Raw genomic sequence first — 22,317 nt, 5'->3', positions numbered from 1 at the left:
CCCGGCCCCCCGGGCCCCTCCAGATCGCGATGATCTCGGGGAAACCCGTGCTCCAGCATGGGTTTCCCCGAGATCATCGCGGTGGTCGGGGCGGTGGTCGGGCGTTGTCCACAGGCCGGAACGGGCGGACGCCCGGACGCGGCACGCTGCTGCCCGTGCACTTCGGCATCCCCGATGACCCGGCGATCTTCGGGCCGAGCCCGGCGTCACGCGTCCTCAGCACGGCGGGCGCGTTGCAGCGCGGGCTCACCGAGGCCGCCATCGAGCATCGCGTCCGGTCCGGTCGGTGGCAGCGGGTGTTGCCGCACACCTACTTCACCGGCGGCACCATGACCTGGGGCGACCGGCAGGCCGCGGCGCTCGCGTACGCCGGCGACGGGGCCCTGCTGTCCGGCGCCGCCGCGCTCGCCGACGAGGGACTGCGCTGCGTGTCGCGTCCCGATCGGCTCCTGGTGCTGGTGCCGTACCACCGTGGCGTCACCAGCGCCGGGTTCGTGCAGGTGCGGCGGGCGATCCGCATGCCGCCGCGCGCACTGCTGCCGGGCCCGGCCCGCGTCCCGCTCGCCCGTGCCGTCACCGATCTCGCCCTCGAACGCCGGCAGCTGGACGATGTCCGCACGCTCGTGGCCCAGGCGGTGCGCGCGCGGGTCTGCACCGTCGACGAGCTCGCCGCCGAGCTGCAGCACTGCGCCCGGCGGGGCAGCAGGCATCTCCGGCAGGCCGTCGACGAGGTCGGCGGCGGTGCGTGGTCGGCGCCGGAGGCGCGGGCCGCGACGTTGTTGCACCGTGCGGGCCTCGCGCCGTTCCAGCAGAACTGGACCATCTTGCTGCCGGGCGGCGGGTACGTCGTCGCGGACATCTGCTGGCCGGAGCTGATGGCGGTGCTCGAGATCGACAGCGTCGAGTGGCACAGCGAGCCGGTCGACGCGGATGCCACCGACGACAAGCACGTGGCGCTGTCGACGCTGCACTACTCCGTCATCCACCGGACGCCCGCGTACATCCAGCGGAAGCCCGAGGCGTTCGTCGCCGGCGTCCGCGCCTGGTTGCTCGCGCGCGCCGACGAACTCGGCGTCCCCTTCGGACGATGATCTCGGGAGAATCCCTGCTCCTGCCGGGGTTTTCCCGAGATCATCGCCGGTTGGGGCGGCGGGGGTCAGACGAAGCGGTCGAGGAACTGCGGGTCCGGGGCCGGGGTGACGGGCGGCAGCATCGTCACCATGTGCCAGCGGGCGTCCTGCAGCGCTGCGCCGAGCAGCTCCTGCAGCTCGATGATGCGGGCGCGCAGGGCGACGATGCGGGCGCGCAGCTCCGGCGTCAGGTCGGGCATCGTCTCGACGGGCGGCAGGGGAGCGCGCGAGGGCAGCACGGCGGGCGCGGCGAGCCACGCGGTGGCCTCGGTGGTGGTGGGCAGCGCGAGCAGCGCCTCGGCGTGCTCGGTCTCGGCCTCGACGAGGGCCAGCACGCGCTCCCACTCGGCCGAGGGCGTCTCGGCGGGAGCCATGCGGATCACCCCACCCAGGCGCTCGAGGCGGCGGGCGTCGTGAGCGGGCGCCACGAGCCCGAGGGCGACTGACCGGCGGGGAGGCCGGCGCCGCCGGCGACGATGTCGGCGGCCTCGGCCCACGCGGCGCGCAGCGGGCGCACGACGTCCTCGATCGAGTCGAGCACGTCCAGGGCGCCGCCCCGGGCCTCCATGAGCTGTCGCAGCACGAAGCCGTAGAGCTGGGCGAGGTTCTCGGCGGGGCCACCGACGCTGTGGTCGAGGCTCGACTGCAGCTCGGTGACGATCTCCATGGCGTGGCTCAGGGCCTGCCCCTTGGCGAACGCGTCCTCCGCCGACCGGGCCAGGTTGAGGTCGAGCGCGAGCCGGTCGTAGAGCATGACGACCCGTTGGGCGGGCGTCGCGGTCAGGACCCGGTTGCGCAGGAACTCGGCCCGGTGGTCGGCGAAGGACATGTCCTACCTCAGTTGTTCGAGCCGGAGTTCGCCTGCGCCTTCAACACCGACGTCAGGTAGGTCTGCTGCGACTGCAGCTTGGCCAGCGCGGTGTTCATGGCGGCGTACTTCGTCTGCAGTCGGCTCTGCAGGTCCGACAGCCTGGTCGACCACGAGTCGATCTGGTCGCTCAGCGACTTCGAGTGCGTGGCCGCTGCGGCGATGCTGCTGGTGATCGTCCCGGTGGTCGGGGCGACCGCCGCGGTGGCCGTCGCGTTCAGGCTGGTCGCGAAGGCGGTGATCGCCGACTGGGTGTTCGCCGGGCTCGCCGCGTACGCGCTGCTGAAGGCGCTCGGGTCGAAGGACAGCACCCCGTTCTTGTCCATGTCGATGCCGAAGGACTTGAGCGAGATCTTGCCCGGCAGGCTGCTGACCGCGCTGCCGAGCGCCTGCGACAGCGAGCTGACCTCGTAGCGGCTCTGCAGCACGCCGCCCTGGCCCGAGTCGTTGCCGATCTCGGTGCGGGCCGCGTTGACGGCGTCGACGAGTGACTTGACCTTGTCGCTGATCGACGACGGGTCGGACGACACGCTGACCTTCACCCCGGTCGCCAGGGCGGCGACCGAGAAGGTCACGCCCGGGATCGCGTCGGTGAAGGTGTTGGTCGAGCTCGTGACGGTGTAGCCACCCTTGGTCGGGTCGCCGACGGTGATGGACGCGTCGGCCGCCGGCGTGAGTACCTGCGGGGTCGACGCGAACGGGTTCACCGAGTCGTCCGCCGTGCCGTCGGCCTTCCGGCCGACACCGAGCTTGAAGCTGCCGTTCGAGACGCCGGTGCCGGTCGACGTGATCTGCAGGATGTCGCCGGTCGAGGTCTTGATGACCGATGCGTGCACGCCGTGCGCGCTCGCGTTGATGGCCGCGGCGATCGCCGCCGGCGTGTCCGACGAGCTCAGCGGCACGTCGTAGGTGCCGCTCGACGTGGTCACCGTCATCGGCACCGTCGAGCTGCTGACCATGGCGCCGTTGGACGCTGCGACGGTCACCGTCTGGCTGCTGGCCAGTGCGGTGACGTCGAAGGTCGTCGTGCCGACCTGGGCGCCGGACGTCGACGACGCGACGACCGCGGTGTTGTTCGAGACGGCGGCAGTGGCGTTCCACGTCGCGGGGTCGAGCATCGCCTGCGCCGCCGTCTGCACGGCGGTCACCTTGCTGTTGATCGACTGGTAGGCGCTGAGGACCGACTGCTCCTGCGAGAGCTGGGTCTTCAGCTGGGTCTGCGGAACGGCTGCGGCCTGCACCAACTGGCTGACCAGAGTGGTCGTGTCGATGGTGTTGGAACCGAGGAGCCCGCTGACGTTGTAACTGCTGGGCGCGGTCACCTGATCCTCCGAATGTGAAGTGGAACGGGACGAGGGCGGGTAGCGCGGCGGGGGATCGCGCTACCCGCCCCGGTCCTGGGTCTCCGTCACCGGCGCACGTGCGGGTGCGCCGGCGACGAAGGGGGTGGATTACTGCAGCAGCTTCAGGATGGCCTGCGGGGCGGAGTTCGCCTGGGCCAGCACCGAGGTCGCGGCAGAGGTGAGGATCTGCGCCTGGGTCATGTTCGTGACCTGGGTGGCCAGGTCGGCGTCCGTGAGGTTCGAGCGCGAGGCCGTGACGTTGGTGATCGCCGTCTGGAGGTTCGTCACGGTGTAGTTCAGCTGGTTCTGCACGGCGCCGATGTTCGAGCGCGCCGTGTTGACGGTGCCGAGGGCGGCGTCGAGCGTGCCCAGGTCCGTCGTGGGGTCGTACGTGCCGCTGACCTGCGAGGCGATCTGCAGGCCACCGGTGCCCAGGGTTGTGGCGTCCACCTTGGCGCTGGACAGGTCGAGGTGGATGACCTGGCCGGCGTTGGCTCCGACCTGGAAGTCGTAGCTGTAGGTGCCGTCGAGCAGGTTCTTGCCGCCGAACGCGGTCTGGCCCGAGATGTTCGTCAGCTGCGAGTTCAGCGTGCCGATCTCGGCCGTGATCGCGTTGAGCGAGTTCGAGTCCATGGTGCCGGCGTTGCCCGCCTGGACGACCAGCGAGCGCATGCGCTGCAGGATCGTCTGGACGGTGGCCAGCGAGCCGTCGGCGATCTGGGCGACGTTGATGCCGTCCTGCGCGTTCGACACCGACTGGGTGAGGCCGTTGATCTGGCTGGTCAGGCCGCTGGCGATCGAGAGACCGGCCGCGTCGTCGGCCGCGTTGTTGATGCGGAGACCCGAGGACAGCTGCTGGAACGCCATGTTCTGCTTGGCCTGGTTGGCGCTGAGGTTGTTGTACGCGTTGAGCGCCGCAACGTTGGTGTTGATACGAAGACTCATGGGGTGCCTCCTGGCTAGTGAGTCAGTTCCTGCCCGGACTCAATCCGGGCTCCCGAGCCGTCCGTGGCTCGGATGTCTTAGTGATCGGCGCGTCGGGCGGCGACTTGAGCGCTGCGGCCCGGGAAGTTCACGTGGTGAACGGTCGCGCCGGCGCGCTCGCGGAGCTCGCCGTACACGTTGGTCGCCGAGAGGCGGCCGGACATGGTGGAGCGGGCGGCGATCGCGGCGCAGTACGCGGCGTCGGCGGCCTCGCGACGACCCGAGCCGCCGGCCTCGCCGCGCGCCGTGGCGGCGTCGTCCTGACCCTGCAGGCCCTTGCGGAGCATGGTGAGCGCCTGCGAGCGCATCTGCGAGACCCGCGACTCGGTGACGCCGAGCTCGGCGGCGATGTCGCTCATCTTGCGCTGCGCGAAGAAGTACTGCTCGACGACCGTGCGCAGCCGCTCGGGCAGCTCGGCGATGGCGTCCTTGAGGTACCCGACCTGCTCGCGCTTCAGCAGCAGGCTCTCGGGGCCCTCGTCGCCGCTCGGCAGCAGCTCGGCGCCCTGGTCGGGGGAGAGGCCCTGCAGGCTCAGCGTCGCCGCGCGGTGGACGTCGTGGTCGACGTTGTCGAGGTCCTGGACGCTCACCCCGAGCACCTGCGCGAGCTCCTCGCGGCGCGGCGCGCGGCCGAGGGTGGCGGTGAGCTCGGCGCGGGCCGTCTCGAGGTCGCGGGCCTTGCTACGCACCGCGCGGCTCGCCCAGTCCATCGAGCGCAGCTCGTCGGTGATGGCACCGCGGATGCGGATGGCGGCGAAGCGGGCGAACGGCACGCCGCGCGACGGGTCGAAGTGACGGGCGCTCATCGCCAGGGCCATCATGCCGGCCGAGGTGAGGTCGTCACGGTGCACGTGGGCCGGCAGCCGGGTGAGGAACTCCCGGACGATGTGGCCGACCAGCGGCAGCTGCGTGCGCACCAGCTCGTCGACACGTCGGGCGTCGGTGGCCTGTGCGGCCCCGTCGCGGACGATCGTCGGCTCGTCGGCGAGAACCTGCATCGCAGTCATGGCGGACCTCCTGCTGGGGATCGAGAACGTCTGGCACTTCGAACCCCGCAGGTGGTACTGAAGATGAGCGTCAGGACCCCGCAGTCCGTCATCCGCCCGGTCGACCTATGTAAAACTCATGTGTGTTAGGTCGACGTGAAGGAACTCTGCCCAACCTGGCCCGGGGGCGCAAGTCCTGATGTCGCCACCCGACAAAGAGGGGACGAAGGTCCCGCAGCTTCGCGGGCGCAGGGCCGTCCCGAGTCGGTCATGCCGACACTGTGTACTTCTGTGCGCTCGTGCGCCACTCGAGACGTCCGATGTTGTGCGCATCTGCCCCCTTCGGGCCCTACGGGTGCTTGTCCCGTCGCCCGGCTCAGGTCGCCCGGGGCCCGGCCGATAGGTCTGCTGTTCCCCCCACCGACCTCTCGGAGGACGCAGTGCCTGCTCATGGCGACACCGGTGACACCGCGGCCGAGGCCTACGGTGCCGTCTCGGGGCTGCTGTGGCGCGAGCGCGACGTCCTCGAGCACCTGCTGTTCAAGCTGACGCAGGAGCAGCTCGTCGTCGCATCCGGCTCGACCCGCTGGCTGGCCAAGGCCACCGACGAGGTGCAGGCCGCCGTCGAGAGCATGCGGCTGCAGGAGATCGCGCGGGCCGTCGAGGTCGAGCACCTGGCCCTGCAGCTCGGGCTGCCCGGTGACTCGACGCTGAGCCGACTGTCGGACACGGCCGACGAGCCGTGGGCGACCTTGTTCGCCGAGCATCGCGCCGCGCTGCGGTCACTGGTGCTCGAGGTCCAGGCGCTCGCCGCCGAGACCTCGCGCCAGCTCGCGGCCGCCGGCCGCGTCATCGGCGAGACCCTCGACCGCCTCGGCCTCACGAGCAGTACGTACGACGCGCAGGGTGGACGCGCGCAGGTTGTGTCCGGTTCCCGACTCCTGGATGAGCACGTCTGATGACCAGCACCTTCGGAGGCCTTCAGCAGGCCGGCACCGCCCTCGCGGCGGCCCGGTACGGGTTGAACGTCGTCTCGCAGAACATCGCCAACGCCGACACGCCGGGCTACGTCCGGCGCGCCGCGCAGCAGGCCAGCCTCGACGGCGTCGAGGGTGTCTCGCGGCGCTACGTCGCGGCGACCCAGACCGGTGGCGTGCAGATCCTCGGCACCTCGCGGCTCAACGATGCGCTCGTCGACGCCCGGGCCCGCCTCGAGGACGCTCGTGGCGCCGCGGCCGACACCACCGCCTCGCGCCTGTCGAGCGTCGAGGCCGTCTTCCCGGAGCCGAGCGACACCGGCCTGTCGGAGCAGCTCAACGCCTTCTGGAACGCCTGGAGCGCCGTCGCCAACGACCCGTCGAGTGCGGCGACCCGGACGACGCTGCTCAGCAAGGCGCAGACCGTGGCGTCGACCCTGAACTCGATGTCGACCAGCCTCAGCGGCATCGCCGCGAACATCGGCCAGTCGCTCGGGCAGACCGCGACGGCCGCGAACGCCCTCGCGAGCAAGCTGGCCGACCTCAACGCCCGCATCGCCGTCGCCGCCGGCGGCGGGTCGGACACCAGCGACCTGCTCGACCAGCGCGACCAGGTGCTCGACCAGCTCAGCGCATCGCTCGGCGCGACCGCGACGCTGCAGCCGAACGGCATGGTGAACGTGACCGTGGGCGGCCAGGCACTGGTCACCGGCAACACCGCCGCCACCGTCGCCTTCGACGGCGCGAACATCACCGTCGGCGGCACCGTTGCGACGCTCACCACCGGTAGCGCGGCCGCCGATGTCACCGCGCTCGGCACGACCCTGCCGGGCTACCAGAGCGCGCTCGACGGCGTCGCCGCGAAGCTGATCACGGTCGTCAACACGGCACAGGCCAACGGCACGGACCTCGCCGGCGACACCGGCACCCCGATGTTCAGCGGCGCGGGCGCGGGTGACATCGCCGTGGCGTTCACCGACCCGACGCTGGTCGCCGCCGCGGCCGCCGGCGCGGGCGCGCTCGACGGCAGCAACGCGACCGGTCTCGGCACCGCGGGCAACCTCAGCAGCGGCCCGGACGCCGCGTACGTGCAGCTGGTGGCCTCGGTGGCAGGGGACAGCGCCGTCGCCCAGCAGCAGCAGGCGACCCAGGCGAGCGTCACGCAGAGCGCCGACGCGTTGCGCACCTCGGCGAACGGCGTCAGCTACGACGACGAGATCAACAACATGCTGACCTACCAGCACGCCTACCAGGCCGCGTCCCGCGTCCTGACGACGATCGACAGCATGCTCGACACCCTCATCAACCACACCGGATTGGGCAACTGATCATGAGCCTCCGCGTGACCGAGGGGTCGCTCGCGCAGCACTCGCTGCGCGGGTTGCAGACCGCCTCGAGCCGTCTCGACACCTTGCAGGCCAAGATGTCCAGCGGCAACCAGATCACCAAGCCCTCGGACGATCCGGCCGGCACGGTGCAGGCGCTCAAGCTCCGCGCGTCCCTGTCGCGCATGGGGCAGTACACGACCAACCAGAACTTCGCCCAGGGCTGGCTGTCGATGGCCGACAGCGCCTACTCCAGCGCGGTGAACCAGGTGCAGTCGGCGCGCACGATCGTCGTGCAGGGCCTCAACTCGGGCGCGATGACGCCGGAGGCGATGTCGTCGCTGGCCGACCAGGTCGACGCGATCCGCTCGTCGCTGCTCGCCACGGCGAACACGACGTACAACGGCCGCCCGATCTTCGCCGGGACGTCGGGATCGCCGGTCGCCTACGACTCGTCCGGCAACTACCAGGGCGACGGCGGCGCGATCACCCGCACCATCGGCGAGAACGCCAGCATCCAGGTCAACCAGACCGGCCCGACGGCCTTCGGGGCCCCCGGCAGCGACGTCTTCTCGCTGCTCAGCGACATCGCCGGCGCGCTGCGGTCCGGTGACACCTCGACGCTGAGCGGGCAACTCGGTCAGGTCGACGGCGCCCTCAGGCAGCTGTCCGCCGCACAGGCCGCCGAGGGCGCGGCCGCGGCCCGCATCACGCAGGCGCAGACGACGCAGGCGGCGAACACCCTCACGTTGAAGACCCAGCTCTCCGGCATCCAGGACATCGATCTCGCGGACATGGCGATCCAGGTGACCACAGCGAACACGAACTACCAGGCGGCGCTGCAGACGACCGCCTCGATCCGTCAGCTCTCCCTGCTGGACTTCCTCCGATGAGCGCCATGCTCGCGCCTGTGGCGCCGGTGAAGCAGTCGCGGCACATCACGATGGTCGAGCCGATCCCGGGCTTCCCGGGCCTGCGGGACTTCGACCTGACCGCCATCGACGACGAGGGCGTGCTGTTCTCGCTGCGCTCGGCCGACGACCCGGCGCTGCGCTTCATCCTCACCCCGGCCGGCACATTCTTCCCGGACTACCGCCCCGAGCTGCCGAGCAGCCTCGAGACCCAGGTCGGCGAGACCGTCGACCTCCTGCTCGTGCTCACCGTCGAGCGCGGCCTGGCGGATGCGACCGCCAACCTGCGGGCGCCCGTCGTGCTCGGTTCCGGCACCGACCGCGCCGTGCAGCTGGTGCTCGACGACGACGCGCTGCCCATGCGGCAGCCGCTGCTCACGCGCTGACCGGCCGTGGTCAGTACCCTGGCGAGGGTGCTGATCCTGACGCGCCGTTCCGGCGAGAACATCATCGTCGGTGACGACATCGTCATCTCGGTGATCGAGGTGCGCGGCGACGCCGTGCGTATCGGCATCACGGCGCCGCGGTCGGTCAGCGTGCACCGCGAAGAGGTCTATCGCGAGCTCCAGATCGCCAACCAGAAGGCGGCCTCGACCCCCGACGAGGCGATCGACGACATCCTGCAGCAGACCAAGGGCAAGCCGGGCAAGCCGTCGGCCGAGGGGCCCGCGGGGCGCGAGTAGCGCGAGGGCCGGTCAGAGGCTGCCGAGCACCTGCGGCGAGACCGTCCTGAGGGTGGTGTTCGCCCACCGCACCTGCCGCAGCGTGCGCGGGTGACAGGTCGTCACGACCCCGAGCAGGTCGGCGTCCCGCTGCGCCTTGGCGTGCTGGCCGAGCAGCTCCCACGCCAGCGACGCGGCCGAGGCGAGCAGGTACAGCTGCTCGACGTCCTCGAGCAGCAGCACTCCCGGCTCGGGACGCCGCCCGCCCATCACCGCCGTCGCCCGCTGCGCGGCCCGGCTCACCCTCGACGGCCCGTGCGGGTGCGGATCGAGGTCGATCCCGCGGGCCTGCGCCGTCCCCGCCACCGCCGCGAGGTGCTCGCGCGACCACCGGGCGAGGTCGAGGGCGACGTGATGCACCTCGTGCTCGGTCGCGTGCCGCTCGGCGACCGCGACGAGGTGCTCGACCAGGTCGTCCTCGGCCTGGTGCACCTTGCTCAGCGCGTACCGCGATCCGGCCTCGCCGGTCATCGCACGACCTCGACCCGGCACACGGCCGTCTTGAACAGCGGCTGTTTCGACACCGGGTCCCAGTCGGTGATGGTCAACTCGTTGGCCGCGCGGTCGTGGGCCGCGGCCGCGTCGGCGCCGCCCTGGACGTCCCAGTAGCCGTAGTGCCACGGCACGAAGACCAGGCCGCGGCGGATCGGGACGATCCGGGCGGCGGCCCGGATGCGACCGCGCGGCGAGCAGATGTCGACGAGCGTGCCGGGTCCGACACCGAGCTGCGCCGCGTCGTCGGCGTTGAGCTCGGCCCAGACGTCGGGCGCCTGGTCGTTCAGCTCGGGTGTGCGACCGGTCTTCGTCCGGGTGTGGAAGTGGAAGATGGTGCGCCCGGTCGTGAGCTGGAAGGGGTAGTCGGTCGACGGGATCTCGTGCGGCGGCAGGTACTCGGCGGCCTTGAGCACCGCCTTGCCGTCGGGGTTCAGCGCGCGGTACTCGACCTCCTCGACCGAGGCGCCGGTGACGAGGTCGCGGCCGTAGCTCTCGCTGAGGTCGGCCGACGCCCAGCTGATGCCGTCGGTGTAGAGCCGCTCGGTGCCGAGGGGAGCGTCGGCGGTGCACGGCCACTGGATGCCGCCGTGCTCGCGCAGCTTCGCGTAGGTCAAACCGGTGTAGTCGCACGGGCGTCCGGCGCTGGCGCGCTGCCATGCGGCGAAGGCGCTCTCGGGATCGTTCCAGTGCACGAGCGGCCGGCCGTCCTTGTCGCGGAAGTCCATCGCACGGGCGTAGGCGAGGAAGATGTCGAGATCGCTGCGGGCCTCGCCCGGCGGCTCGACCGCCTGCTCGGACAGGTGCACGGTGCGGTCGGCGTTGGTGAAGATGCCGGTCTTCTCGCCCCAGGTCGCTGCCGGCAGCACGACGTCGGCGAAGGCGGTGGTCTCGGTCTCGAAGATGTCCTGGACGACCACGAACAGCCCCTCGGACGCGAGGATCGAGCGGATCCGGTGCAGCTCGGGCAACGAGACCGCCAGGTTGGTGCCCGAGATCCAGAGGAACCTGACCGACCCGGTCTCGGCGTAGCGGAAGATGTTCATGGCGTGCGTCGGCGGGCCGTGGTGCGGCACCTGCATCGGGTCGACGTTCCAGATGCGGGCCAGCTGCTCGATGTGCTCGTCGTTCGCCCAGTTCCGGAAGCCGGGCAGGTCGCCGTTGGCACCGCACTCCCGGGTGTTCTGCGCGGTGGGCTGACCGTTCATCTGCAGGACACCGGCCCCCGGCTTGCCCAGTGCACCGCGCAGCAGCACGAGGTTGTTCACCTGCACGGCGGCGGCCGTCGCCTGGTGCGACTGGTACACGCCCTGCAGCACGGTGGCGAGGATGCGGGTGTGCGCGCCCAGCAGGCGCGCGGCCGCGCGGATGTCCTCGGCGGGCACGTCGCAGATCTCGCTCGCCCACGCAGGGGTCCAGTCGGCGGCCCGCGCGCGCAACTCGTCGAAGCCGACGGTGTGTGCGTCGACGAAGTCGTGGTCGACCCAGTCGTTGACGAGCAGTTCGTGCAGCAGGGCGTCGAGCAGGGCGAGGTTGGTGCCGCTGCGCGGGGCGAGGTGCACCGTCGCCTGCTCGGCCACCTTCGTGCGGCGGGGGTCGACCACCAGCAGCTTCGGCGGGTTCGGCCCGGCCAGCCGGTCGAGCATCCGCATCCACAACACCGGTTGAGTCTCGGCGACGTTGTGCCCGAACAGCGCGATGACCTCGGCATGATCGACATCGCGGTACGACGCCGGCTGCCCGTCGCTGCCGAACGTCTCCTTCAGGGCCTCGCCCGCCGTGGCCGTGCAGAGCCGGGTGTTGCCGTCGAGGTGATGCGTGCCGATGCCGGCGCGGGCGATGGTGGTGAGCGTCCAGTACTCCTCGGCGAACAGCTGCCCGGTCGTGTAGAAGCCGATCGAGCCGGGCCCGTGGTCGGCGAGCAGCTGCTTCGTGCGATCGGCGACCATGCCGATCGCGGTGTCCCAATCGGTCGGCTCGAGCCGGCCGTCGCGGCGCACGAGCGGTTGGGTGAGGCGGTCGCGGCTGAGGTTGGCCTGCCAGCCGTAGAGATCCTTCACATCGAGACGGCCGTGGTTGACCCGGTCGTCGTCGCGCCCCCGCACCCCGACGATCCGGCCGTCGCGCACGCCGATGCGCATGGCGTCGCCGTTCGAGTGCAGCAGCGAAGCCGTGGTGAACCACGCGTCGACGTCGTCGGCCGTCACGCCCTCGGCGTAGTGCTCGTCGACGCGTACCGGCCAGGTCTCACCCGCGGCGTAGGGCGTGCGCTCACCCCAGAGTCGCTGCAGCCGGTGCTGCTCACGTGCGTCCATGCCCGGCCACTACCCGCGCGGCGGAACATTTGCACACTGCAGCTGTGGGGATCGGTGTGCCGCCTCGGTGGGTATGCCTCCGGCATGGCAGCGGACAGCAGCAAGGACGAGTACGACGGCGCGCTCGATCAGGACTCCGAGCCGACCATGACGGCGCCGCCGAGCGAGCGACCGCTCGGCGACTGGGCGCAGCAGCTCGACGACGACGCGCCCGAGCCCCATTCGGACGGGACCGCCGAGGACGCCGACGTCGCTGACACCGAGGCGGGCGGCGGCGGGGTCTGATGCCCGCCGGCGTCAGGCGAGGCCGCGGGTGGTGCGCGCCGGCGGTCGGGTGCCGCGCAGCGTCGCTACCATGTCGAGCGTCTGGCGGGTCTCGGCGATGTTGTGCGCGCGGAAGATCCGGGCACCCAGCCAGGCGCTGACCGACGTCGTCGCCAGCGTGCCGATGAGCCGTTCGCCCACCGGGCGGTCGAGGGTCTCGCCGACGAAGTCCTTGTTCGACAGCGAGACGAGCACCGGCCAGCCCGTGGCGACCATCTCCGGCAGCCGGCGGGTGACCTCGATGCTGTGGCGCGTGTTCTTGCCGAAGTCGTGGCCGGGGTCGATGACGACGCTGTTGCGGTCGACGCCGAGGGCGACCGCACGCTCGGCCTCGCCGACCGTGCGGCGCAGCACGTCGGCGAGCACGTCGTCGTACTGCACGCGGTGCGGGCGCGTGCGTGGCTGGGCGCCGCCCGCGTGGGTGCACACCAGGCCCATGTCGTGCTTCGCGGCGACCTCGGCGAGCCCTGGATCCCAGCCGCCCCACGCGTCGTTCAGCACGTCCGCGCCGGCCTGGTACACCGCCTCGCCGACCTCGGCGCGCCACGTGTCGACGCTGATCACCAGGTCGGGGAACGCCTCGCGCACCGCCGCGACGAACGGCGCGGTGCGCTCGATCTCCTCGGCGACCGTCACCTCCTGGCCCGGCGCGGCCTTGACCCCGCCGATGTCGACGAGGTCGGCGCCCTCGGCGACGACCTGGTGCACGCGCTCGAGCGCCTTCTCGAAGGCGAAGGTCGCCCCCCGGTCGTAGAACGAGTCGGGGGTGCGATTGACGATCGCCATGATCAGCAGGTCGTCGTCGGCGTAGGTGCGGCGGCCGAAGCGCAGCATCAGCGGTCTCCGTTGTCGAGCAGGGGTGCGGCGGGCGGGCGTTCGACGACCGGCACCTGGCGCGCGTGCCACGACTCGGGCCGGCGGCGGTCGAACTGCCACAGGTCGGGCGCGGCCGGGGGTGCGTCGGCCAGCGTGCGGGCCAGCGTGACGGCGACGATCTCGGACGCCATGACGCCGAGGTCGTGCACCGACTGGTGCGCGTGCGCGCGGGCGCCGAGGTCGACCTGGGCGATGCCGGTGAGGCCGAACCGCTCGTGGATGTCGAGCAGGGTCGCCATCTCGACACCGTAACCAACCGGCACCGACAGCCTGGCGAACGCCGACCGACGGATCGCCCACTCGCCGGCCAACGGCTGCACCACCCGCGAGAGCGCCGGTCGGCACTGTGCCAACAACGGCCGCGCGACCAGCTCGGTCACGCGTCCGCCCTGCGGGGCGTGCGCACCCGAGCCGTCGTCGAGGATGCGGTCGTAGAAACCCTTCACCAGTTGCACCCGCGGGTCGGTCAGCAGCGGGCCGAGCAGCCCGGTGACGAAGTGGGTGCCCCACCCGGTGAGGTCGGCGTCGACGAACACGAGCAGATCGGCGGACGTGACGAACTGCGACTTCCAGAGCGCCTCGCCCTTGCCGCGGTTGGTGCCGAGGTCGGGACGGATCCCGCGCGCGGGGTGCACGACCGCGCCGGCGGCGACGGCCCGCTCGGCCGTGGCGTCGGTCGAGTCGGAGTCGATGACGATGAGCTCGTCCACCAAGGGCGTGGTGGTCATGAGGTCGGCGCGGATCGCGGCGACGATGTCGCCGACGGTCGCCTCCTCGTTGCGGGCGGGCAGCACGACCGCGATGCGGTGGTCACCCTTGGCGGCGGCGACCCGCTCGACCGGCCAGTCGGCCGCGACGGTGGTGGCGGCGGCGAACCAGGCGACGGGATCGGTCACGGCAAAGGGTTCGCGCGCGGGCGCCGGCGTGGATGCGTCCGGACGCGGGATGTGAGCAGATCGCCCGTTCAGCGGCGCCGGGCGGCGACGATCCCGGCGACGGCGTAGCCGCCCGCGACGGCGGCGTACAGCCGTGACTGCCGGGCGGACACCCCGTCGCGGCCCGCGAGCACGCCCGCAGCCGTGTCGAACAGGTCGAGGACGATGCCGAGGCGCAGCGCCTGGGCCTGGGTCGCCGGCAGCGCGGTCGCGAGGCCGACCATGAGGTCGCGCGAGCCGAACAGGCGGGTCATGTAGCGGGCCTCGCCGTTCGCGCCGGCGCCGGGCATGCCGCCGCGTTCGGCGACCAGCTTCGGCGCGGCCCACGCGGCCCCGCCGAACACGGCGCGGCCGAGGCCGAGGGCGGTGGCCAGGTTGACGATCGCCATGGGGTGCTCCTCGCGCGGTGGGTTCGGCGTGCCCCGCCGACGCTAGCGGGGGAGCGCGGCACGGTTGACGCCGGCCCGGGTGGTGCGTCCCGTGACGTCGTTCGGGTCGAGAACGCCGAACGGCGGCGGGAGCCGGAGCTCCCGCCGCCGCGCGGTCAGGGTGTCGATCAGCAGCGCTCGATCAGGTCGATCAGTAGGCGCTGTAGACCAGGTAGTTCGTGCCATTGTCGAGCGTGTGGGTGGTGCCGACGGTGACGTCCACCGGGTAGGCGCCGGCGGTGTTCGCCGGGGCGTCGCAGGTGAGCTTCGTGTCGCTGACGACCGTGACGTTGCTGCAGGTCGCGTGGGTGGCGCCGGTGATCGCGACGGTCGGGGTGGCCGCCTTGAAGCCCTTGCCGTTCACCGTGATGGTGCCGCCGGTGAGCGGGACCGACGGGGTGCTCAGCTTGATCAGCTGGTCGTCACCGATGGTGAAGGTGTGCGTGGTGCCGGTGCAGCTCGAGGCCGCGACGCAGCCGCTGTTCCCGCTGCCCGAGTGGTAGGTCGCCGTGACGCCGTTGGCGGTGATCACCAGGTCGTTGTTGGCCGGCACCGCCTTGTAGCTGCCGAGCTTGCCGGTGAAGTAGGTGCAGTTCGTGCCGGCGGTGCAGCCGCCGAGCGCGAGGTTGGTCAGCGGCACGCCGCCGATGCTCGCCTTCAGCGGGTAGGCCGTCGAGGTGGTGAAGTGGTACGTCCCGTCACCCTTGACCTCGACGATCTGGCCACCGCTCATCGGGGCGACCGTGACCGGGGCGGCCGAGCCACCGTTGACCAGGAAGACCGGCGCGTCCGGCACCGACGTGTCGTCGTCGAACAGGGTCGGCGGCGCGACGAGGTCGAGCGCCATGGCGGCGACGGTCGGGTCGCTCACGATGTCCGAGCCGCTCGTCGGGTGGATGTCGACGCCGACCTTCGACTTGGCCACGGCGCAGTCGTTCGCGGTCTTCACCAGCAGCGAGGTCGGGCTCGCGACGATGTAGGTCGGGGCCGTGGTGCACACCGACGCGTTGCTGTTCTGGGTGTCGACGAGCTTGACGTTGCTGATCGTGTTCTCGTCGAAGTTGGTGCCGGTGACGACGATGAGCTGGTTGCCGATGCTCGTGGCGATCCGGTGCACGCTCAGCTTCGTGATCGTGGGCGTGGTCGAGGTGGCGTTGGCCGAGCCGGACATGCCGAAGACGCCCGCGACGACCGTGCCGGCAACCGCCGCGACGGCCGCGGCGCGCTTGCCGGCGGTGTTGATACGGATGGTCATGCGGTTCTCCTCCATAAGACGAATCGGGCGGTCACCCGAGTGCGCCGCTTCCCTGCGGGCATCTGCCGTATCGGCGTCACCGTCGCCGTACTTGACCAAGGGTCGGTCGGCGGGACCAAAGGTCGACCGGTCGGCCCACGGGCCTCAGAGCCACCGCTTCCAGCGGAACAGCACGTACAGCGCGAGCGCCGCGACGACGATGATGACCGTGGACGCGACGAACCCGGCCGTCGTGCCGTAGCCCGGGTACGGCACGTTCTGGCCGAACCAGCCGGTGACCGCGGTCGGGACGGCGATGATCGCCACCCACGCGGTGATGCGCTGCATCTGGTCGTTCTGCTTCGCCGACGTGTCGGCCAGCTCCTGCGCGGCGACCGCGAGATGCGTGCTCGTGCGCGTCTGGAAGAACTCGATGACGCCGTGGACGAACTCGCGTTGGCCCTCGGCCATGCTGCGCACCATGTCGAACCGGTCGGCCAGGTCGACCACGAGCCCGGCGTCGGCCTCGGCCAGCCGGGTGCCCCGGCGCGCGAGGTTGCGATAGGTCTCGGCGCTGTGGGTGACGATGGTGCGGATCGCCAGCAACTGGTGCCCGACCTCGAACAGCTGCTCGAGCAGGGCCTCCGGGTCGTCGTCGTGGTCCTCGTCGGTCACCTGCTGCTCGAGGCGTCCCGACTCGCGCGCCAGCTTCGCGACGAGGTCGATCTCGCGGCGGATCATCGCCGACACGATCGCCGCAGACAGGGCCATCGGGGTGCGGGGGTGCAGCGTGCCGGCCTTGATGCGCGCCAGCACGTGGTCGGTGTCGATCTGGGCGACGGCGCGGTCGACGACGGGGTTGAGCGGGCCGTGCACGGTGACGACGTAGTTGGGTCCGACGAACTGGTCGAGCTCGACGTAGTGCACGTGGCCGCCGCGTCCGAGTTCGGGCGCGTGCAGCACGGTGAACAGGTGGTCGTCGTAGAGATGGCCCTGCGAGATGTGGTTGCGCTCGACGCAGCCGCGCACGGCGAGTTCGGCGAACCCGAACACCCGGGTCAGCACGTCGGCGTGCTGGGTCTCGCACAGCGGGATGTCGACCCAGACGACGGCGTCGGCCCGGGTGAGCAGCGCAGGCAGCTCGTCGGGCGTGTGCTTGGTGAGCCCGTCGGCGTCGATGACGTGGACATCCATGCCGCAGAGCGTGACGCACACCGGCTGAGGACGCAGCTAACGCCGTCGCGCCAGCCCCGCAAGGGCGAGCAGGGTCAGCACCGCGATGGCGCCCGCGAAGACCTCGGCGGTGCGCACGATCCCGACCGCGTCGCTGGCCGCGCCCACGCCGACGACCGGCAGTGAGATGCCGACGTAGCAGACCGCGAAGAAGCTGGACGAGACGGCGGCGCGCTGGTCGGCCGGGCTCGCGCCGGTGACCGCGCCGAGGGCCGCACGGAAGCTGAGGCCCTGGCCGAGGCCGCTGACGGCGCCGCCGACCACGAGCAGCGGCAGCGAGTGCTCGCCGATCGCGACGCCGACCCCGGCTGCGCCGAGCGCCAGCACCGTCGTGCCCGTGAGCAGCGCCGGACGTTGCGCGACCGCGAGCGACAGCACCTGCCCGACGGCCGAGGCGGCGAAGACGGCGAGCACCACCAGCGCCGTCAGCAGCGGGTCATGGTGGCCGAGCGCGCCCAGCGAGGCCGGCGTGACGGCGGTGAAGAAGCCGAGGACGGCGAAGCCCGCGAAGCCCGCGATCCCGGCCTGGACGAAGGTGGTGCGCACCTCGGCCGGCACCCCGAGACGCTGCATCGTCAGCCGGCGCGGCCCGTCGACCCGGACGGTCTCGGGCGTGAGCACCAGCAGGCCGGCGACGACCACGACCAGCGCGAGGTGCACCCAGTACGGGCTGCTGAGCGGCGCGACCTCACCCTTGGCGAGGGCGCCGGCGACCAGCGGGCCGAGCCCGAGGCCGCCGACGTTGGCGAGGGCGGCGACCAGGCTCGCCCTGGTGCCCGACCCCTCGGCGAGGTCGGCGAGTGTCGCCGTCGCGGTGCCGGTGAACACACCGGCCGAGAGGCCCGACAGGAACCGTCCGACCAGCAGCAGGGTGAGCCCGAGCGCGTGCCCGTGCACCGGCGCGGCGAGCAGGAAGACCGCCGACGACAGCAGCGCGGCGCCGAGCCCGGCGAGCAGGGTCGGGCGCCGCCCGAGCGTGTCCGAGGCGCGCCCGAACGCGAGCAGCGCCGCCAGCACGCCGACGGCATAGGTGGCGAAGACGATCGTCGCCGTGAGCGCGCCGAAGTCGAGCTGCCGCTCGTAGGTCGGGTAGAGCGGCGTCGGCAGCGTCGTGCCGAGCATGGTGGCGACGAAGGCCGCGGTGACGAACCAGAACGCCGTGGTCAGGTGGACGCGCGGCGTTCGGGTCATTCGTCCATGTGATCACAGGCGGATCCGGCGACCCGGACCCGGCCCGGCAGCATCCTGCCGCGGCGGGCGACCGGGCCGATCGCGGCTCGATCGTTCTCGGCGGGTTCACCCCTTTCTTCCCGGCGCTTCCTGCCATCGGTGCGGCCGAATCGATCTTCGCCCTTGACCTTGATCACGCCGCTTGCCACGCTGCCCGGCATCGGTCGGAGCGGGGGCGCATTCGGGCGTGCCCGTACCTGTCCGGGAGTGAGGAGGCCTCACATGTCGAACGGATCGAGCAGGGCGGCAGTGGCCGCGGTCGGTGCGATCGCCGGTGCCGCGGGCGCGTTGGTGTTCGCTGCGTCGGCACACGCCGCGCAGTCGACGCAGACCATCGAGTGCGCCGGCACGCAGTACACGATCCGCACCAACAACAACCACAGCAGTGACATGGGTGGATGGAGCGTCGGCCAGGTCGTCGGCACGCCGGGCTCGCACGGCATCCCGACATCGTTCGGTGGCGTCGCGACGATCACCGGCACCGACACGGTGCTCGGCACGTTCCTGTCCACCAAGGGCCAGGGCAACGCGAACCAGCACCAGCAGCAGACCACGTGCCAGCAGTCGATCAGCGGCACCGCCGCGGACGTCTTCGGACCGGGCGAGACGCCCCCCGGCCTCGACCCGAGCACGCCGGTGACGCTCACCATCACGATCACGGTCGTCCTCAAGTCCTGATCGGGGCCGATGGCTCAACGTTCGTCGAGCCTGCAGACCGTTGCCGCAGTGCGCGCGACACCACTGCGTCGAGACTGAGGCTGCCGGCACCGAGCAGGGCCGCGGTCAGGGCCAGGGCGGCCAGGGCCAGGTTCACCTGGTAGCCGGGCGGTGAGCTGGTCGAGTTCAGCCCGGTGGCCCAGGTGACGGTGATCGTCGCGAGCACCATGTCGCCGAAGAGCGCGGCGGCGGCCAGGCGGGTGCCGAGGCCGAGCGCCATCGCCACGCCACCGCCGAACTCGACCAGCCCTGCCACGACGGCGAAGAACATGCCCGGCCGCAGGTGCGCCGTGCGTGCCATGAAGACCGCCGTCTCGTGCAGGCCGTGCGGTCCGTCGCCGGGGAAGGCGCCGAAGAGTTTCGCCGCGCCGTAGTAGACGAAGACCCAGGCCAGCGTGACCCGCACGACGAGACAGCCGAGGTCGGTCGGGCGTCGGCCGGCCGAGGTACCGAAGACGGCGCGCAGCGCGTCGGGCGTGTGGAGGGTGTGCGTCGACATGATCAGCTCCTTCGCGGCGCCCCGCCACCGGCAGGGGTGCTCGGATCGGGCGGGTCCCAGCCGTCCCACGGACGGAACGGCGCGAGCAGTTGTGCGACCAGCACCGCGAGATGACGTGCGCGGGGGCCCTCCTGCTCGACCCTCAACGGGCGTTGTGGCAGGCCGGTGTCGGCCCGCACGGTCGCCGCCGACGGGAACACCGCGCGTCCCGACAGTTGGTCCCAGACGGTGAGGGCGAAGCCGAGGTTGACGTCCTGCCGGTCGTGCACCCGGTGGTGGATGCGGTGGTAGTTGGGGCTGACGAAGACCCGCTCGAATGGTCCGAAGCCGGCGTCGGTGTTCGAGTGCGCGAAGGCGACGCTGCCGCCGTAGAGGACGAGCAGCAGCGTCGGCACCTCGCCGTTCGCGAGCAGCACCAGCGCCGGCAGCACCGCCACCAGGTAGGACACGTGGATCAGCGGGTGCGTCCGGAAGACGGTGAGGACGTTCATGTCCTCCTGCGAGTGGTGCAACTCGTGGAAGCGCCAGAGCAGCCGCACCCGGTGGTTGGCCAGGTGCACCAGCCAGTTCCCGAGGTCCATCGCCACGAGGATCGCCAGCAGCACGGCCCAGTGCGGCACCGCCGCGAGGTGCGGCAGCACGATCCACGGCGCCACCCGCTGCAACACGTCCGACAACGACAGCGTCAGCGCGGTGACCAGCGGCAGCACCACCGCGGCGTTGAGGACGGCGAAGAGCAGGTCGTGGCGATGACCGCGGGCGATCAGCGGGCGCACCTGCGCCGGGCGCAGCCGCTCGAGCACGAGGAACGACGCGAGCAGCGCGGCCGCGAGCGGACCGATGGTCACCACCCGCGAGGCCGTCAACGAGGCGCCGAAGTCGACGCCGCCCCAGTGCGTCGCCCAGCCCGCGACGATCAGCGCGAGCGCCACGGCCGGCACGAGCAGGGCCGGGAGGTAGACCCGCGTGGCCGCGCGGGTCGGGCGTGTCATCGTCGGCCCGTCTCAGAAGGCGGGGCCGCCGCCGCCGGGCGCCTTCGGCGACGAGGCCGGGCCCGAGGACGCCGGTGAGCCCGGCCTGCTCGACGTGATCGGGTCGCCGTCCGCCCCCAGCGCCAACCAGCGTCCCCACTGGTCGGTCAGGTCCTGGCCGGTGACCTGGCCGGTCGCCCTGTCGCCGACGAAGGTGTAGGCCGGGTGGCCGTGGACGACGACCTGGTGCCCGTTCGCGGTGACCGCCGGCCAGACCGACAGACACTGCCCGGTGCACGTCGGGCGCGCGACCGAGTCGCCGACCAACTCGTAGACGGTGCGTCCTGATGAGTCGGCCAGCACCGTGCCGACCGGCGTCGACTCCGTTCGCAGACCGGCCGGGACGCCGCCCGTCCCGGAGGCCCCACCGCCCCCTGCCGCGGCGGCGTTGCCCGAGGAGGCACTGCTCCCGCAGGCGGTGAGCAGCGCGAGTGCCGCCGCGACACCGACGGTGCCGAGGCCAGTTCGTGCGAGATGGATGGATGTCATGACGACCCGCCTCCGTCCGTGGCACTCGGACGAGCGCCTCTGCGCGGGACGACGGAGCGCGGCGCGTCGCGGTTCACCGGCCGCGCGGGATGGCACGGAATCGACGGGACGCGACCATGGCGCCGCGGCGCCGGACGACGCGAAGGCCCCGGGTGTCCCCCGGGGCCTTCGCGTCAGTGCTGGTCGAGCAGCGGCTCGGACGGCTCAGACGTCGTAGTAGAGCTCGAACTCGTGCGGGTGCGGACGCAGGCGGATCGGGTCGATCTCGTTGCTGCGCTTGTAGCCCACCCACGCCTGGATGAGGTCCTCGGTGAAGACGCCACCCTCGGTGAGGAACTCGTGGTCGGCCTCGAGCGCGTCGAGCACCTCACCGAGCGAGCCCGGCACCTGCGGGATCGCGGCGGCCTCGTCCGGCGGCAGCTCGTAGAGGTCCTTGTCGACCGGCGCGGGCGGCTCGATCTTGTTCTTGATGCCGTCGACGCCTGCCATCAGCATCGCCGCGAAGGCGAGGTACGGGTTCGCCGACGGGTCGGGGATGCGGAACTCGATGCGCTTGGCCTTGGCGTTCGTGCCGGTGATCGGCACCCGGATGCACGCCGAGCGGTTGCCCGAGCTGTAGACCAGGTTGACCGGCGCCTCGAAGCCCGGCACCAGGCGGTGGTAGCTGTTCACCGTCGGGTTGGTGAAGGCGAGCAGCGCCGGCGCGTGGTGCAGCAGGCCACCGATGTAGTAGCGCGCGGTGTCCGAGAGGCCGGCGTAGCCGAGCTCGTCGTAGAACAGCGGCGAGCCGTCCTTCCACAGCGACTGGTGGCAGTGCATGCCCGAGCCGTTGTCGCCGAACAGCGGCTTCGGCATGAAGGTGGCGGTCTTGCCGTGGGCCCACGCGACGTTCTTGATGATGTACTTGAACTTCAGCACGTCGTCGGCCGCGTTGGTCAGCGTGTTGAACTGGTAATTGATCTCGGCCTGGCCGGCGGTGCCCACCTCGTGGTGCGCCCGCTCGAGCTTCAGGCCCGCGTTGATGAGGGCGAGGCTCATCGCGTCGCGCAGGTCGGCGTAGTGGTCGACCGGCGGCACCGGGAAGTAGCCGCCCTTGTACCGCGTCTTGTAGCCGCGGTTGCCGCCCTCCTCGACCCGGCCCGTGTTCCAGGCGCCCTCGATCGAGTCGATGTGGTAGTAGCCCTCGTTCTGGGCGGTCTGGAAGCGGACGTCGTCGAAGACGTAGAACTCGGCCTCCGGGCCGAAGTAGGCGGTGTCGGCGATGCCGG

Annotated in this window: 26 protein-coding genes; 8 read left to right on the top strand and 18 right to left on the bottom strand. The window is 71.6% G+C overall.

Going from position 1 to position 22,317, the window contains the following annotated elements; all coding sequences use genetic code 11:
- Positions 1–104: 104 nt before the first annotated feature.
- Positions 105–1,091, top strand: a complete 987-nt coding sequence (locus tag ACTHMS_RS21820; protein WP_440308763.1) for a hypothetical protein — start codon at positions 105–107, stop codon at positions 1,089–1,091.
- Positions 1,092–1,156: 65 nt separating this feature from the next.
- Here ACTHMS_RS21820 and ACTHMS_RS21815 read toward each other — a convergent pair whose 3' ends face one another.
- From ACTHMS_RS21815 to ACTHMS_RS21795, 5 genes are all read right to left on the bottom strand, one after another.
- The gene (locus ACTHMS_RS21815) at positions 1,157–1,504 is read right to left on the bottom strand and encodes a hypothetical protein (protein WP_440308762.1); all 348 of its coding nucleotides are present in this window, start codon (positions 1,502–1,504) and stop codon (positions 1,157–1,159) included.
- Between the two features lie 5 nt (positions 1,505–1,509).
- On the bottom strand, positions 1,510–1,959 hold the full coding sequence (locus tag ACTHMS_RS21810; protein ID WP_440308761.1) for a flagellar export chaperone FliS: 450 nt from the start codon (positions 1,957–1,959) through the stop codon (positions 1,510–1,512).
- An 8-nt stretch (positions 1,960–1,967) separates the two neighbouring features.
- Positions 1,968–3,320 (bottom strand): flagellar filament capping protein FliD, encoded by a 1,353-nt coding sequence (gene fliD / locus ACTHMS_RS21805; protein WP_440308760.1) that lies wholly within the window; start codon positions 3,318–3,320, stop codon positions 1,968–1,970.
- Between the two features lie 129 nt (positions 3,321–3,449).
- Complete coding sequence (locus ACTHMS_RS21800; RefSeq protein WP_440308759.1) at positions 3,450–4,286, bottom strand: flagellin N-terminal helical domain-containing protein; 837 nt, start codon at positions 4,284–4,286, stop codon at positions 3,450–3,452.
- Positions 4,287–4,363: 77 nt separating this feature from the next.
- Positions 4,364–5,332, bottom strand: coding sequence for a sigma-70 family RNA polymerase sigma factor (locus ACTHMS_RS21795; RefSeq protein ID WP_440308758.1), 969 nt, complete (start codon positions 5,330–5,332; stop codon positions 4,364–4,366).
- A gap of 419 nt (positions 5,333–5,751) precedes the next feature.
- On the opposite strand from ACTHMS_RS21795, the gene ACTHMS_RS21790 reads away from it, so the two are divergent.
- Genes ACTHMS_RS21790 through csrA form a run of 5 tightly spaced genes read left to right on the top strand, consistent with a single transcriptional unit; the run spans position 5,752 to position 9,207 of the window.
- A complete protein-coding gene (locus ACTHMS_RS21790; protein ID WP_440308757.1) occupies positions 5,752–6,270 on the top strand; it encodes a flagellar protein FlgN in 519 nt (172 codons plus the stop codon).
- The gene (flgK, locus tag ACTHMS_RS21785) at positions 6,270–7,616 is read left to right on the top strand and encodes a flagellar hook-associated protein FlgK (protein WP_440308756.1); all 1,347 of its coding nucleotides are present in this window, start codon (positions 6,270–6,272) and stop codon (positions 7,614–7,616) included. Before ACTHMS_RS21790 ends, flgK begins: the two co-directional genes overlap by 1 nt.
- Positions 7,617–7,618: 2 nt before the next feature.
- Complete coding sequence (gene flgL, locus ACTHMS_RS21780; RefSeq protein WP_440308755.1) at positions 7,619–8,506, top strand: flagellar hook-associated protein FlgL; 888 nt, start codon at positions 7,619–7,621, stop codon at positions 8,504–8,506.
- The gene (gene fliW / locus ACTHMS_RS21775; RefSeq protein ID WP_440308754.1) at positions 8,503–8,910 is read left to right on the top strand and encodes a flagellar assembly protein FliW; all 408 of its coding nucleotides are present in this window, start codon (positions 8,503–8,505) and stop codon (positions 8,908–8,910) included. Before flgL ends, fliW begins: the two co-directional genes overlap by 4 nt.
- A 27-nt stretch (positions 8,911–8,937) precedes the next feature.
- Positions 8,938–9,207 carry a carbon storage regulator CsrA gene (gene csrA, locus ACTHMS_RS21770; RefSeq protein ID WP_440308753.1) on the top strand — a complete coding sequence of 90 codons (270 nt, stop codon included), beginning with the start codon at positions 8,938–8,940 and terminating at the stop codon, positions 9,205–9,207.
- A 12-nt stretch (positions 9,208–9,219) separates the two neighbouring features.
- Here the strand turns inward: csrA and ACTHMS_RS21765 are convergent, their stop codons facing one another.
- Both ACTHMS_RS21765 and ACTHMS_RS21760 read right to left on the bottom strand, forming a co-directional pair.
- Positions 9,220–9,717, bottom strand: a complete 498-nt coding sequence (locus tag ACTHMS_RS21765) for a hypothetical protein (RefSeq protein ID WP_440308752.1) — start codon at positions 9,715–9,717, stop codon at positions 9,220–9,222.
- Positions 9,714–12,053: a molybdopterin oxidoreductase family protein gene (locus ACTHMS_RS21760; protein ID WP_440308751.1), complete on the bottom strand. Its 2,340-nt coding sequence runs from the start codon at positions 12,051–12,053 to the stop codon at positions 9,714–9,716. The genes ACTHMS_RS21765 and ACTHMS_RS21760 overlap by 4 nt, the downstream gene beginning before the upstream one ends.
- Positions 12,054–12,137: 84 nt before the next feature.
- Between ACTHMS_RS21760 and ACTHMS_RS21755 the strand changes: the two genes are divergently transcribed.
- Positions 12,138–12,338: a hypothetical protein gene (locus tag ACTHMS_RS21755; protein WP_440308750.1), complete on the top strand. Its 201-nt coding sequence runs from the start codon at positions 12,138–12,140 to the stop codon at positions 12,336–12,338.
- A gap of 12 nt (positions 12,339–12,350) precedes the next feature.
- Here the strand turns inward: ACTHMS_RS21755 and folP are convergent, their stop codons facing one another.
- The 7 genes from folP to ACTHMS_RS21720 all read right to left on the bottom strand — a co-directional run bounded on the left by folP (position 12,351) and on the right by ACTHMS_RS21720 (position 18,450).
- Positions 12,351–13,211, bottom strand: coding sequence for a dihydropteroate synthase (gene folP / locus ACTHMS_RS21750; RefSeq protein WP_440308749.1), 861 nt, complete (start codon positions 13,209–13,211; stop codon positions 12,351–12,353).
- The gene (locus tag ACTHMS_RS21745) at positions 13,211–14,149 is read right to left on the bottom strand and encodes a glucosyl-3-phosphoglycerate synthase (protein WP_440308748.1); all 939 of its coding nucleotides are present in this window, start codon (positions 14,147–14,149) and stop codon (positions 13,211–13,213) included. The genes folP and ACTHMS_RS21745 overlap by 1 nt, the downstream gene beginning before the upstream one ends.
- 68 nt (positions 14,150–14,217) lie before the next feature.
- Complete coding sequence (locus ACTHMS_RS21740; protein WP_440308747.1) at positions 14,218–14,577, bottom strand: hypothetical protein; 360 nt, start codon at positions 14,575–14,577, stop codon at positions 14,218–14,220.
- Positions 14,578–14,767: 190 nt separating this feature from the next.
- Complete coding sequence (locus tag ACTHMS_RS21735; protein WP_440308746.1) at positions 14,768–15,871, bottom strand: IPT/TIG domain-containing protein; 1,104 nt, start codon at positions 15,869–15,871, stop codon at positions 14,768–14,770.
- Between the two features lie 144 nt (positions 15,872–16,015).
- Positions 16,016–17,044 (bottom strand): magnesium transporter CorA family protein, encoded by a 1,029-nt coding sequence (locus tag ACTHMS_RS21730; RefSeq protein ID WP_440308745.1) that lies wholly within the window; start codon positions 17,042–17,044, stop codon positions 16,016–16,018.
- A gap of 36 nt (positions 17,045–17,080) precedes the next feature.
- Positions 17,081–18,274 carry an MFS transporter gene (locus tag ACTHMS_RS21725; protein ID WP_440308744.1) on the bottom strand — a complete coding sequence of 398 codons (1,194 nt, stop codon included), beginning with the start codon at positions 18,272–18,274 and terminating at the stop codon, positions 17,081–17,083.
- A complete protein-coding gene (locus ACTHMS_RS21720; RefSeq protein ID WP_440308743.1) occupies positions 18,271–18,450 on the bottom strand; it encodes a hypothetical protein in 180 nt (59 codons plus the stop codon). Before ACTHMS_RS21720 ends, ACTHMS_RS21725 begins: the two co-directional genes overlap by 4 nt.
- Positions 18,451–18,535: 85 nt before the next feature.
- Between ACTHMS_RS21720 and ACTHMS_RS21715 the strand changes: the two genes are divergently transcribed.
- Positions 18,536–18,991 carry a hypothetical protein gene (locus ACTHMS_RS21715; RefSeq protein WP_440308742.1) on the top strand — a complete coding sequence of 152 codons (456 nt, stop codon included), beginning with the start codon at positions 18,536–18,538 and terminating at the stop codon, positions 18,989–18,991.
- On the opposite strand, the gene ACTHMS_RS21710 is transcribed toward ACTHMS_RS21715, so the two are convergent.
- The 4 genes from ACTHMS_RS21710 to glnA all read right to left on the bottom strand — a co-directional run.
- Complete coding sequence (locus ACTHMS_RS21710) at positions 18,981–19,529, bottom strand: DoxX family protein (RefSeq protein ID WP_440308741.1); 549 nt, start codon at positions 19,527–19,529, stop codon at positions 18,981–18,983. The two genes, ACTHMS_RS21715 and ACTHMS_RS21710, sit on opposite strands and share 11 nt — an antisense overlap.
- A gap of 2 nt (positions 19,530–19,531) precedes the next feature.
- The gene (locus ACTHMS_RS21705) at positions 19,532–20,521 is read right to left on the bottom strand and encodes a sterol desaturase family protein (protein ID WP_440308740.1); all 990 of its coding nucleotides are present in this window, start codon (positions 20,519–20,521) and stop codon (positions 19,532–19,534) included.
- 12 nt (positions 20,522–20,533) lie between these two features.
- Entirely contained in the window at positions 20,534–21,049 is a 516-nt protein-coding gene (locus tag ACTHMS_RS21700; protein ID WP_440308739.1) for a hypothetical protein, read from the bottom strand.
- 204 nt (positions 21,050–21,253) lie between these two features.
- Positions 21,254–22,317 (bottom strand): type I glutamate--ammonia ligase (gene glnA / locus ACTHMS_RS21695; RefSeq protein WP_440308738.1); only part of this gene is annotated, 1,064 nt, incomplete at its 5' end.

The organism is Jatrophihabitans sp. (genome assembly GCF_051960575.1).
GTDB lineage: Bacteria > Actinomycetota > Actinomycetes > Mycobacteriales > Jatrophihabitantaceae > JBQCEE01.
This window is presented reverse-complemented; position numbering and strand designations above follow the sequence as displayed.

Bases quoted from the DNA above. Each gene is read 5' to 3' on its own strand.
- ACTHMS_RS21740 (WP_440308747.1), bottom strand. From the start codon at position 14,577: ATGGCGATCGTCAACCTGGCCACCGCCCTCGGCCTCGGCCGCGCCGTG.
- ACTHMS_RS21810 (WP_440308761.1), bottom strand. From the start codon at position 1,959: ATGTCCTTCGCCGACCACCGGGCCGAGTTCCTGCGCAACCGGGTCCTG.
- ACTHMS_RS21725 (WP_440308744.1), bottom strand. From the start codon at position 18,274: ATGACCCGAACGCCGCGCGTCCACCTGACCACGGCGTTCTGGTTCGTC.
- ACTHMS_RS21755 (WP_440308750.1), top strand. From the start codon at position 12,138: ATGGCAGCGGACAGCAGCAAGGACGAGTACGACGGCGCGCTCGATCAG.
- ACTHMS_RS21715 (WP_440308742.1), top strand. From the start codon at position 18,536: ATGTCGAACGGATCGAGCAGGGCGGCAGTGGCCGCGGTCGGTGCGATC.
- ACTHMS_RS21705 (WP_440308740.1), bottom strand. From the start codon at position 20,521: ATGACACGCCCGACCCGCGCGGCCACGCGGGTCTACCTCCCGGCCCTG.
- ACTHMS_RS21700 (WP_440308739.1), bottom strand. From the start codon at position 21,049: ATGACATCCATCCATCTCGCACGAACTGGCCTCGGCACCGTCGGTGTC.
- ACTHMS_RS21710 (WP_440308741.1), bottom strand. From the start codon at position 19,529: ATGTCGACGCACACCCTCCACACGCCCGACGCGCTGCGCGCCGTCTTC.
- ACTHMS_RS21730 (WP_440308745.1), bottom strand. From the start codon at position 17,044: ATGGATGTCCACGTCATCGACGCCGACGGGCTCACCAAGCACACGCCC.
- flgK (WP_440308756.1), top strand. From the start codon at position 6,270: ATGACCAGCACCTTCGGAGGCCTTCAGCAGGCCGGCACCGCCCTCGCG.
- folP (WP_440308749.1), bottom strand. From the start codon at position 13,211: ATGCTGCGCTTCGGCCGCCGCACCTACGCCGACGACGACCTGCTGATC.
- ACTHMS_RS21800 (WP_440308759.1), bottom strand. From the start codon at position 4,286: ATGAGTCTTCGTATCAACACCAACGTTGCGGCGCTCAACGCGTACAAC.
- ACTHMS_RS21795 (WP_440308758.1), bottom strand. From the start codon at position 5,332: ATGACTGCGATGCAGGTTCTCGCCGACGAGCCGACGATCGTCCGCGAC.
- ACTHMS_RS21735 (WP_440308746.1), bottom strand. From the start codon at position 15,871: ATGACCATCCGTATCAACACCGCCGGCAAGCGCGCCGCGGCCGTCGCG.
- flgL (WP_440308755.1), top strand. From the start codon at position 7,619: ATGAGCCTCCGCGTGACCGAGGGGTCGCTCGCGCAGCACTCGCTGCGC.
- ACTHMS_RS21760 (WP_440308751.1), bottom strand. From the start codon at position 12,053: ATGGACGCACGTGAGCAGCACCGGCTGCAGCGACTCTGGGGTGAGCGC.
- ACTHMS_RS21765 (WP_440308752.1), bottom strand. From the start codon at position 9,717: ATGACCGGCGAGGCCGGATCGCGGTACGCGCTGAGCAAGGTGCACCAG.
- fliW (WP_440308754.1), top strand. From the start codon at position 8,503: ATGAGCGCCATGCTCGCGCCTGTGGCGCCGGTGAAGCAGTCGCGGCAC.
- ACTHMS_RS21815 (WP_440308762.1), bottom strand. From the start codon at position 1,504: ATGGCTCCCGCCGAGACGCCCTCGGCCGAGTGGGAGCGCGTGCTGGCC.